At 74.2% G+C, this 10,054-nt stretch carries 11 protein-coding genes and 1 tRNA gene; 2 read left to right on the top strand and 10 right to left on the bottom strand.

The window, feature by feature from the left end; genetic code table 11:
* Nucleotide 1 precedes the first annotated feature (1 nt).
* Complete coding sequence (locus VG869_06250; GenBank protein ID HEV3450791.1) at nucleotides 2-1,204, bottom strand: beta-ketoacyl synthase N-terminal-like domain-containing protein; 1,203 nt, start codon at nucleotides 1,202-1,204, stop codon at nucleotides 2-4.
* An 18-nt stretch (nucleotides 1,205-1,222) separates the two neighbouring features.
* Nucleotides 1,223-1,621 (bottom strand): OB-fold domain-containing protein, encoded by a 399-nt coding sequence (locus VG869_06245; GenBank protein HEV3450790.1) that lies wholly within the window; start codon nucleotides 1,619-1,621, stop codon nucleotides 1,223-1,225.
* A gap of 56 nt (nucleotides 1,622-1,677) precedes the next feature.
* Between VG869_06245 and VG869_06240 the strand changes: the two genes are divergently transcribed.
* Nucleotides 1,678-1,761 (top strand) — tRNA-Leu (locus VG869_06240).
* A 19-nt stretch (nucleotides 1,762-1,780) separates the two neighbouring features.
* Here the strand turns inward: VG869_06240 and VG869_06235 are convergent.
* Nucleotides 1,781-2,119, bottom strand: coding sequence for a hypothetical protein (locus VG869_06235; protein HEV3450789.1), 339 nt, complete (start codon nucleotides 2,117-2,119; stop codon nucleotides 1,781-1,783).
* 120 nt (nucleotides 2,120-2,239) lie between these two features.
* On the opposite strand from VG869_06235, the gene VG869_06230 reads away from it, so the two are divergent.
* Nucleotides 2,240-4,648, top strand: coding sequence for a PAS domain S-box protein (locus tag VG869_06230; GenBank protein ID HEV3450788.1), 2,409 nt, complete (start codon nucleotides 2,240-2,242; stop codon nucleotides 4,646-4,648).
* Here the strand turns inward: VG869_06230 and VG869_06225 are convergent.
* From VG869_06225 to VG869_06195, 7 genes are all read right to left on the bottom strand, one after another.
* Entirely contained in the window at nucleotides 4,645-5,202 is a 558-nt protein-coding gene (locus tag VG869_06225) for a hypothetical protein (GenBank protein ID HEV3450787.1), read from the bottom strand. The two genes, VG869_06230 and VG869_06225, sit on opposite strands and share 4 nt — an antisense overlap.
* Before the next feature lies 1 nt (nucleotide 5,203).
* Nucleotides 5,204-5,851, bottom strand: coding sequence for an RdgB/HAM1 family non-canonical purine NTP pyrophosphatase (rdgB, locus tag VG869_06220; GenBank protein HEV3450786.1), 648 nt, complete (start codon nucleotides 5,849-5,851; stop codon nucleotides 5,204-5,206).
* A gap of 11 nt (nucleotides 5,852-5,862) precedes the next feature.
* Nucleotides 5,863-6,606: a ribonuclease PH gene (rph, locus tag VG869_06215; GenBank protein HEV3450785.1), complete on the bottom strand. Its 744-nt coding sequence runs from the start codon at nucleotides 6,604-6,606 to the stop codon at nucleotides 5,863-5,865.
* A 4-nt stretch (nucleotides 6,607-6,610) separates the two neighbouring features.
* Nucleotides 6,611-7,345: an MBL fold metallo-hydrolase gene (locus tag VG869_06210; protein HEV3450784.1), complete on the bottom strand. Its 735-nt coding sequence runs from the start codon at nucleotides 7,343-7,345 to the stop codon at nucleotides 6,611-6,613.
* Nucleotides 7,336-8,133, bottom strand: coding sequence for a glutamate racemase (gene murI, locus VG869_06205; GenBank protein ID HEV3450783.1), 798 nt, complete (start codon nucleotides 8,131-8,133; stop codon nucleotides 7,336-7,338). Before murI ends, VG869_06210 begins: the two co-directional genes overlap by 10 nt.
* A complete protein-coding gene (locus tag VG869_06200) occupies nucleotides 8,130-9,119 on the bottom strand; it encodes an L-threonylcarbamoyladenylate synthase (GenBank protein HEV3450782.1) in 990 nt (329 codons plus the stop codon). Before VG869_06200 ends, murI begins: the two co-directional genes overlap by 4 nt.
* A gap of 82 nt (nucleotides 9,120-9,201) precedes the next feature.
* On the bottom strand, nucleotides 9,202-10,054 hold an 853-nt coding region (locus VG869_06195), incomplete at its 5' end, for a cysteine synthase family protein (GenBank protein ID HEV3450781.1).

The following is a 10,054-nucleotide window of genomic DNA, read 5'->3' as shown; positions in this document are numbered from 1 at the left end:
GCTAGGCCGCGGCCTTCTCGAGCACGTGCACGGCGCAGGCCGAGCCGAGGCCGATGACGTGCGTGAGGCCGACGCGGGCGCCCTCGATCTGACGGTCGCCCGCCTCGCCCCGGAGGTGGGTCGCGACCTCGAACAGGTTGGCGACGCCGGTGGCGCCGAGCGGGTGCCCCTTCGAGATCAGGCCCCCCGAGACGTTGACCGGGATGGCCCCGTCGCGCCACGGGCCGCGCTCGTCGATGAACTTGCCCGCCTCGCCCGGATCGCAGAGCCGGAGGTTGTCGTAGTGGATGAGCTCGGCCGTCGCGAAGCAGTCGTGGAGCTCGACGAGGTCGAGGTCCTTCGGGTCGACACCGGACTGCTCGTAGGCGCGGTCGGCGGCGGCGCGCGTGAGCGTGTTCACGTCGGGCTGCACCTGGTCGGCCTCGGTCCAGGGGTCGGACGTCAGGACCGAGGCCGAGATCTTCACCGCCCGTCGGCGCTGCTCCTCAGACAGGGTCCGGAGCTTCGCCTCCGAGACCAGGGCCAGCGCGGCGGCGCCGTCGCCCGTCGGGCAGCACATGAGGAGCGTGTTCGGGTACGCCATCATGTCGGCGCCCATGACCTCCTCGAGGCTGAACGCCTTCTGGTACTGGGCCAGCGGGTTCAGGGTGGAGTGGGCGTGGTTCTTCTCGGCCACCTTGGCGAACTGCTCGAAGCCGACCCCGTCGTGCTCGCCCGCGTACTCGATGCCCGCCTGCGCGAAGACGCCCGGCATCAGGGTGGTGCCGAGGCGCCCCTCGACGCTCATCACCGACCCGTAGCGACCCGAGGGCTCGAAGACGTGCTGATCGGAGCGGGCCGACGCGCCGAGCAGCCCGGCCTTGCCCATCTGCTCGCAGCCGACGGCCAGCCCCGCGTCGGCCTCGCCGGCCCGGATCGAGAGGTAGACGCATCGGACCGCGGTGGCGCCGGTGGCGCAGGCGTTGGCGACGTTGAACACCGGGATGCCGGTCTGGCCGATCTGCTTCTGGATCCGCTGCCCGATCCCGCTCGCCGCCTCCATGAGGTTGCCGGCCCCGAGCACGTCCATGTCGTGGATCGTGACCCCACCGTCGTCGAGCGCCGCGAGCGACGCCTCCGCGGCCAGGTCGATCACGTCCTTGTCCCGGTAGCGGGTGAACTTCGTCATCGCCGCGCCGAGGATCCAAACGTCGTTGTCAGCCATCGAGCGCTCCTCTCGCGGTCACGCGGGCTCGTAGGCGAAGGCCACGGCCTCGGTCCCATTGTCGTCGGTCCCGGCGGTGTAGGTGGTCAGTCGGACGGGCATCCCCACCCGCACCCGCGCCGGGTCCGGATCCACGTTGATGAGGTTGGCCTTCACGGTCCCGCCCCCGTCGAGGTCGACGACGACCGACACGTAGGGGGTCGGCACGCCGGGGGCGGCTCGGTGCACGATCGTGAAGGTCCGCACCGCGCCCGTGTCGGCGAGCCGCCGGCGCGTGAACCCCGGACGACCGGACTTGGCGTCGGCGTTGCGACGGTCGAAGTACAGGGCGCCCGACTCGGTCGACTCGTTGGCGACCAGGTACGGGTCGCCGTCGTCGATGACGAGGTAGTCGACCAGCGGAACCCGGGCGGCCACGTCGGTCACGGCCCGGGACGCTACCCGCTCGCGAGGCGGTGCGAGAATGACGCGACGCGAGCGTGGCGGAACTGGCAGACGCGTCGGGTTTAGGTCCCGGTGCCCCTCGGGGCGTGGGGGTTCGACTCCCCCCGCTCGCACCGTCGCTCAGTCGGCGCGCTACTTGCCCTTCTTGCCCTTGCGGCGGCGGAGCTTGCGCCGCTTCGGGGACGCGAAGTCGGCGAGGATGTCGGGGGCGGCCGTGTTCACGATCTCCTCGGCGGCGTCGAAGAGCGCGGCCACGTCCTCGCCCGCGGGCTCGTGCCCGCGGGCGGGCTGGTCCTGGCGGAGGCTGCCGTAGTGCCAGCCCGCGTCCATCCGCCGGCGCGTGAAGCTGGGGCAGTCGTCGGGGCAGCGCCAGGGCGCCTCGGGCGCCAGGTCGAGCTTGCAGCGCCGAACCACCTCGCCGGAGTCGTAGGTCCGGCTCTCGTAGTGCCGACAGTCGGCCCGCATGGGCATGCCCAGCATTCTGCTCGCCCGCGGCGCCGGTTCGAGCGCAGCCCCGCCCGCCGGGCCTCAGGTCGGACGCCCGGGACGCCGATCAACCCTCCTGGGAGGCCTCGCCCCGGAGGCACGGTGATGGCAACCAATCAGGGGGAGCAGGACCGCGGCTCGGCGCTGACCCGACTCATCGGCCTCGTCGAGACGATCTCCGACATGGTGGCGGTCGTCAACGCCGAGGGGACGATCCTGTGGGCCAACGAGGCCAGCGAGCGGGTACTGGGTCACGACCGGCGCGCCAAGGTCGGCAGCCGCGTGCTCGACCTCGTCCACCCGGATGACGCGCGCCGCGCGGCTCGCGGTCTCGCCCGCCTGGCCGCCGGACCGACACGGGCGCCGCTGCGCCTGCGGGCCCGGGCGGACGACGGGACCTGGCGCGAGGTCGAGGTCCTGGCGACGAACCTGCTCGACGAGCCCGCGGTCCGCGGCATCGTGCTCATCGCCCGCGACATCACCGAGCGCCAGCGCCTCGAGCGCCGGGTCCAAGCGCTCGAGCACAGCTTCACCACCGCGTTCCGGCACTCGCCCGTCGGTCGGGCCCTCGTCGACCTCGAGGGCCGATGGCTGCAGGTCAACCGCGCCTTCGCCGACCTGCTCGGCCGCCGCCCCGAGGAGCTCACCGGCGCGGCGGGGATCGACTCCGTGCACGACGACGACCGGGCCCGGGTCCGCGCCGGGCTCGGTCCCCTGGCGGCCGGTCGGGTCGACCGCGTCACCATCGACGTCCGCTTCGTGCGTCCCGGCGGCGACACCGTGTGGGGTCGCTTCACCGTCTGGCACGTCCAGGGCGACGACGGCCAGCCCCTCTACTTCGCCGCCGACGTCACCGACGTGACCGAGCAGGTCCGGGCGGAGGCCGAGCGCGACGCCGCCGAGGAGCGGCTCGCCGCCCTTCTCGAGCACTCGTCGGACCCGATCCTCGTCCTCGACGCCGAGGGCCGCCTCGTCTACCTCAGCGCGGCGGCCGAGACCCTCATCGGCCGGCCCAACACCGAGACGGTGGGCATGGCCGCCACCGAGCTCGTGCACCCGGACGACCTCGACCTGGTGGCCTCGAAGCTGGCCGGGGTCCTCCCGGAGCCGGGCGCGACGGACACGGTGACGTGCCGGGTCCGCCGTCGCGACGGCTCCTACCGGTGGGTCGAGGCGGTCGGGCAGAACCTGCTCCACCACCCCGCCGTGGGCGGCCTCGTCGTCAACACCCGCGACATCACCGAGCGGCTCGAGAGCGAGGCCACCCTCCGCGAGGCCCAGGACCGCTTCGCCGCGCTCGTCGAGCACGCGTCCGACCTCATCACGGTGAACGACCTGGACGGGGTCCTGCACTACGTGAGCCCGTCGTCGCGGATGGTCCTCGGCTACGAGCCCTCCGAGCTCGTCGGGACCCACGCCCGCGACCTCATCCACCCGGACGACATCGACCGCGTGGAGCAGAGCGCCTTCGACCAGTTCGCCCGCGGCGTCGCCGAGCCGATCCGGTACCGGGCCCGACACCGGGACGGGTCGTGGCGGCTCATGGAGGCGGTCGTGAGCGACCTGACCGACGAGCCGTCCGTGCAGGGCGTGGTCACGAACGCCCGCGACGTCACCGAGCGCCAGTTCGCCGAACGCCGAGCGTCGGGCATGGTGGAGATCCTCGACGCCACGAACGAGCTCGTCGTCGTCTCGGACCCGCACGGCGCGATCGTCTACGCGAACCGGTCGGCCCGCGCCCTCCTCGGCGCCCGGGAGCGGCAGCACGTCTCGGCGCTGTCGTCGGCGGTGTCGCGAGAGCGCCTGCGCACCGAGATCATGCCGGAGGTGCGCCGCCGCGGCGTCTGGTCCGGTGAGCTCGAGCTCGTCGACCCGGACGGACGGCGGATCCCGGTCGCGGTGACGGTGCAGGCGCACCGGGACGACGACGGCAACGTGGCCCGCATCGCCACGATCGCGCACGACATCTCGGAGATGAAGGCGGCCCAGCGCCGGCTCGAGTTCGAGGCCACCCACGACGCGCTCACGAGCCTCCCGAACCGGGCCCTGTTCCGGGAGATCGGCGAGCGGGCGCTGGCCCGCGCCGGCCGCACCAGCGAGGAGCTGGCGGTGCTGTTCCTCGACCTCGACGGCTTCAAGCTCGTCAACGACAGCTACGGCCACGACACCGGTGACCTGCTCCTCGGCATGGTGGCGCGCCGCCTGCGGGAGGCGGTGCGGGCCGGTGACGTGCTCGCCCGGCTCGGCGGGGACGAGTTCGTGATCCTCTGCGAGAACCCGCGGGGCGAGCACCAGATGCTCGAGCTGTCCTCTCGCATCATCGAGACGGTCTCGAAGCCGTTCGCGATCGACCGCCACGAGGTGCGCGTGGGGCTCAGCATCGGGATCGCGTTCTCGCACGGCGGCGAGGAGGGGATCTCGGGCCTGATCCGCGACGCCGACATCGCCCTCTACCGGGCCAAGCACGAGGGGCGCGGCCGGGCCCGGCTCTTCAGCGAGTCGCTGGTGTCTTAACCCAGCCAGCCCTCGGCGCGGGCCAGCAGGAACCGGCTCACCTCAAGGCACCGGTCGAGCAGCTCGCAGGAGACGGCGTCGCCGTCTCGGATGCGCAGGAGCGACACCCGCTGGTGCGCCACCACGCGCAACGCCCGCTCGGGGGCCTCGGTTGCCGACGGGATCGAGTCGATCGCCGACACCTCGAGGGGCAGGTCGGGCCCGCCGATGCCGGCGAGGTCGGTCGCGAGCACGAGCAGGTCCGGGTCCTGGGGCAGGGGTGGCAGCCCCCAGGTGAAGTTCAGGGGGAAGACGTAGTCGTCGGGCGGGTCGTCGCCCTCCGGCCGGGCCATCACCGCGTCCTCGAAGCCGAGGAGGGTCCGGGGGTCGACCTCGAGCGACAGGTAGAGGTCCACCGGGCCCTCGCAGCCCTCCTCGGGGTGGACGTCGACCTCCCAGGTCTGGCGCAGCGAGTAGCTCTCGACGAAGTGCCGCTCGTCGTGGACGTGGAAGCCGTGCTCGACGGCGTGGTCCTTGAGGTCGGCGACGAAGCCGGCCACGTCGATGACCGCCACGTCACACCTCCTCGGCGGGCTCGCCGCTACCGGGCCCGGGCTCCGGCGGGTCCAAGTGCCCGGCCTGGTCGAGGATGGCGAGGCCTTCGGCGAGCGTACGGAACGCGGCGCCGCGGTGCGAGCAGGCGTCCTTCTCGGACGGGGTGAGCTCGGCGAAGGTGCGGCCGTCCCCGGCGTCGGCGATGAACACCGAGTCGTAGCCGAACCCGCTGTGGCCGCGCCGCTCGCTGGCGATCGTCCCGTCGGCGGTCCCGATGGCGGCGAGCTCGCGGCCGTCGGGGAAGCTGGCGACGGCGACGGTGACGAACCGCGCCCGCCGGCGCTCGAGCGGGACGCCGCGGAGCCGCTCGAGCAGGAGTCTCACGTTGTCCTCGTCGGTGGCCTCGGGCCCGGCGAAGCGCGCCGACCGCACCCCGGGGGCGCCCCCGAGGGCGTCGACCTCGAGCCCGGTGTCGTCGGCGATGGCGGCGGCGCCGGTCGCGTCCCGCACCGCCCGCGCCTTGTGGCGGGCGTTGGCCTCCACGGTGGCGCCGGGCTCGTCGACCGGGGGGACGGCCGCCGGGCGGGGCGCGAGCTCCAGCGGGAGCCCGGCGCCGGCGAGGATGGCGTCGATCTCGCGCGCCTTGCCGGGGTTGGCGGTCGCGAGCACGAACCGCACCGTCAGCGGCGCCGGTTCGGCGGCGGCTCGCCGACGAGCTCGCGTTGGAGCGCGACGATGTCGGCGATCCCCAGCTCGGCCAGGCCGAGCAGGGCGTCGAGCTCCCCGCGCGAGAACGGCGCTCCTTCGGCGGTCCCCTGCACCTCGATGTAGCGGCCGCTGCCGGTCATCACGACGTTCATGTCCACCTCGGCGTGGGCGTCCTCGGAGTAGTCGAGGTCCAGGCAGGGCAGCGCGTCCACGACGCCGACCGACACCGCCGCGCAGGCGTCGGTGATGGGGTGCGAGGCCAGCCGGCCGGTCGCGACGAGCCGGGTGCAGGCGTCGTGGAGCGCGACGTAGGCGCCGCAGATGGACGCGGTGCGGGTCCCCCCGTCGGCCTGCAGCGCGTCGCAGTCCAAGATCACCTGGACCTCGCCCATCGTGGACAGGTCCGTCACCGCCCGCAGCGACCGGCCGATGAGCCGCTGGATCTCCTGGGTGCGGCCCGACTGCCGCCCCCGCGCCGCCTCCCGGTCGGTGCGCTCGCTCGTGGACCCCGGGAGCATCGAGTACTCCGCCGTCACCCAGCCCCGTCCGGAGCCTCGGAGCCACGGCGGCACCCGCTCCTCGGCCGACGCGGTGCAGAGCACCCGGGTGCGACCGAACTCCACGAGCACCGAGCCCGCCGCGAACTCGGTGAAGTCCCGGGTGAAGGTGATGGGCCGGAGCTCGTCCGGCTCCCGGCCGTCGCGACGGGGGCCCACGCGCCTAGCCGACCGTCGTCACGAGGCCGGGGGCGGCGAGCAGCGCCGGCTCGCCGAAGGCGGCGGAGCCCTCGGCGAGGGTCAGCCGGCGGTCGATCTCGGGCCACACGTGGGTGAGCATGAGCCGACGGGCGCCGGCCGCCCGCGCCGCCGTCCCCGCCTCCTTGGCCGACAGGTGGATCGGCACCGGCTTCTGCCCGTCGAGGTAGGTGGCCTCCGAGAGCACGAGGTCGGCGTCGTGCCCGAACGCGGCCACGCTCCAGCCCGGCCCGGTGTCCGAGGTGTAGACGAGGCGCGACCCGCCCGCCGCGACCTCGACCGCGTACGTCGGCGGCGGGTGGTCGGTGCGCGAGAACCGGAGCGTGGCGGCACCGATCGTGACCGGTGCGCGCTCGTCGATGACGTGCCACTCGAAGGCGTCGCCCCAGTCGCCGCCCACGAGCGTCCCCAGGTGTTCGCCGAGGCCGGCCGGGGCGTAGACGGGCAGGTTGGCGCGGTGCAGCGCGTACCGCAGCATCACGTGCAACCCGTAGAGGTCGACGCAGTGGTCGGGGTGCTCGTGGGTCAGCACGACGGCGCTGACGTCGCGGACGGGAAGCCGCGCCTGGAGCGCCCCGAAGGTGCCGTTGCCGCAGTCGACCCAGATCGCGGTGCCGCCCTCTCGGACGAGGTAGCCGCTGCAGCCGGCGCCGTCGGGGCCCGCGTAGGAGCCCGAGCACCCGAGCACGGTCAGCTCCACGACCACGCCTCCACCGCCTCGACCTCGGGCCCGAGGAAGCGGGCGCCGAGACGTCGGAACCGCTCGGGGTCGCCGCTGGTGATGAACCGGGGCGGCTCGACGCCCGTCGCGGCCCCGGTGCCGCCGCCGAGCAGGCCGCGGACTGCGAACGCGGTCTCGTCGGCGCTCGAGACGAGGACGACGTCGCGGCCCATGACGTCGCCGATCGTACGGGCCAACAGGGGGTAGTGCGTGCAGCCGAGCACCACGGTGTCGACGGCGGCGGCCCGGAGGGGCTGGAGGAGCCGCTCCGCGAGCACGTGGACCTGGTCGGAGTCCACGTCGCCGGCCTCGACGAACTCGACGAACCCGGGACAGGCGGCGCAGACGAGCTCGAGCGACCGGTCGAGCCGTGAGGCCGCGCGCTGGTAGGCGCCCGACGCGATCGTGCCGACGGTCCCGATCACGCCGACGCGCCCCGACCCGCTGGCCCGCGCCGCGGCGCGCAGCCCGGGCTCGATCACCCCGATGACCGGGACGGCGAGGCGGACCGCGAGGGCGTCGAGCGCGGCGGCGGCGGCGCTGTTGCAGGCCACGACCACCACGCGTGCGCCGCGATCGACGAGGAGGTCGCCGATCTCGAGCGAGTACTTCAGCACCTCGTCACGAGGCTTCGGTCCGTAGGGGAAGCGTCCCGAATCGCCGAAGTAGAGGACGGGCTCGTCTCCGAGCAGGTCGAGCAGGGAGCGCACCACCGTGAGACCACCGAGTCCGGAGTCGAACACGCCGACCGGCGCCGGGCTCGTCATGGTCGCGGCTCGGCGACGCGTGCGGCGCGAGCGAGACGGTCGGCGACCGCGGCGCCGATTCCGACCGGCTCGGGCGGGACGGCCAGCAGGACGTCGACGCGCTGGCGGTCGGCGTCGCGGAGCAGCCGGTAGAGGTCGCGCGCGAGCTCGTCGACGTCGGCGGGGGCGGCGAGGACCGTCACACCGGGGGGCAGGTCGGCCGGCGGGACGGCGGCGAGCAGCCCGACCCGGGCCCCGGCGGCGACGAGGTCGCTCGCCCGGGCTGACACCTCGGGCGCGGCGACGAGGACCACCCGGGCTCGCGGGGCGTAGTGCGAGGCCAGGGTGCCGGGCGCCGGGCGCGTGCCGTCGTCGCAGACCGGCACCGGCCCGGCGACGATCGCCTCCAGCCGCTCCCGACTGACCCCGCCGAGCCGGAGCACGACGGGGCGGCCGTCCGAGCAGTCGACGACCGTCGACTCGACCCCGACCTGGCAGCGGCCGCCGTCGAGGATCCGGTCGACGTCGAGGCCGAGGTCGGCCCGCACGTCCGCGGCGGTGGTCGGGCTGACCCGCCCGAACCGGTTCGCGGACGGCGCCGCCACGCCGCCGCCGAACCGGGTCAACAGGTCCTGGGCCAGCGGCTGGTCGGGAACCCGCAGCCCGACGGTGTCGCGACCGCCGGTGACCTCGTCGAGCACGCCGACGGCGCGTCGGAGCACGAGCGTGAGCGGCCCGGGCCAACACGACTCGGCGAGCGACCGTGCCGCCGGGGGGATCGCCGCCGCCCACGGCGCCAGCAGCTCGTCGAGCGGCGCGCCGGCGGCGACGTGCACGATCACCGGGTGGCGTGCCGGGCGTCCCTTCACCGCGTAGAGGCGGTGCAGCGCGTCGCGGTTCGTGGCGTCGGCGCCCAGGCCGTAGACGGTCTCGGTGGGGAAGGCCACGAGCCCGCCTCGGCGCAGCACCTCGACCGCGTCGTCGAGGACCTCGGGGCCGACGGTCACGCCGGGCATCGTCGTCCGGCCGCAGAGCGGCGCGCCCGGCGCCGCCACCCGTGCCACGGGCGTTCGGGATGGTGGAGCGGCCTCACCAGTAGTTGATCTGCGTGGCCCGCTCGGCCACGACGTCGAGCGGGTCGGTCCAGGCCCCCGACGACAGGTACTTCCAGCCCCCGTCGGGCAGGAGCACCACCACCGTCCCGTGCTCGAGCTCGGCGGCGGCCTTCACCGCCCCCGCGACGGCCGCACCCGACGAGATGCCGGCGAAGACGCCGCACTCGTTCAGGAGCCGTCGCAGCCACTCGATCGACTCGCGAGCGCGGACGATCAGCCTCCGGTCCAGCACGCCGGGGTCGAGGATCGGGGGAACGAAGCCGTCCTCGAGCGATCGGAGCCCCTGCACGAGCTCCCCCGCCGGCGGCTCGACCGCGACGACTCGCACCGACGGGCGGCGCTCCTTCAGGAACCGGCCGACGCCCATCAGCGTGCCGCTGGTGCCGAGCCCGGCCACGAACACGTCGACGTCGGGGCAGTCGCGCAGGATCTCGGGGCCCGTGCCCTCGTAGTGCGCGAGCGGGTTAGCCGGGTTGCCGTACTGGAAGAGCAGCCGCAGGGTCGGGTCGTCGGCGGCCAGCTTCTCGGCCAGGCGGATCGCGCCGTTGCTCCCCTCCTCCCCGGGCGAGGAGACGATCTCGGCGCCGAAGATCTCCAGGAGCTGGCGGCGCTCGACCGAGACGTTCTTCGGCATCACGACCCGGACCCGATACCCGCGGAGCTTGGCGACGAGCGCCAGGCCGATCCCGGTGTTGCCGGAGGACGGCTCGAGGATCGTGTCGCCGGGGCGCAGCACCCCGTCGCGCTCGGCCTGGTCGACCATCGCGAGGGCGATGCGGTCCTTCGACGACCCGCCCGGGTTCTGGCCCTCCAGCTTGGCGTAGATC

Source organism: Acidimicrobiia bacterium (genome assembly GCA_035948415.1).
GTDB lineage: Bacteria > Actinomycetota > Acidimicrobiia > IMCC26256 > PALSA-555 > PALSA-555.
This window is presented reverse-complemented; position numbering and strand designations above follow the sequence as displayed.

Coding starts and splice junctions, on each gene's coding strand:
- VG869_06250 (HEV3450791.1), bottom strand. CDS start 1,204: ATGGCTGACAACGACGTTTGGATCCTCGGCGCGGCGATGACGAAGTTC.
- VG869_06235 (HEV3450789.1), bottom strand. CDS start 2,119: ATGCCCATGCGGGCCGACTGTCGGCACTACGAGAGCCGGACCTACGAC.
- VG869_06230 (HEV3450788.1), top strand. CDS start 2,240: ATGGCAACCAATCAGGGGGAGCAGGACCGCGGCTCGGCGCTGACCCGA.
- murI (HEV3450783.1), bottom strand. CDS start 8,133: ATGACGAGCCCGGCGCCGGTCGGCGTGTTCGACTCCGGACTCGGTGGT.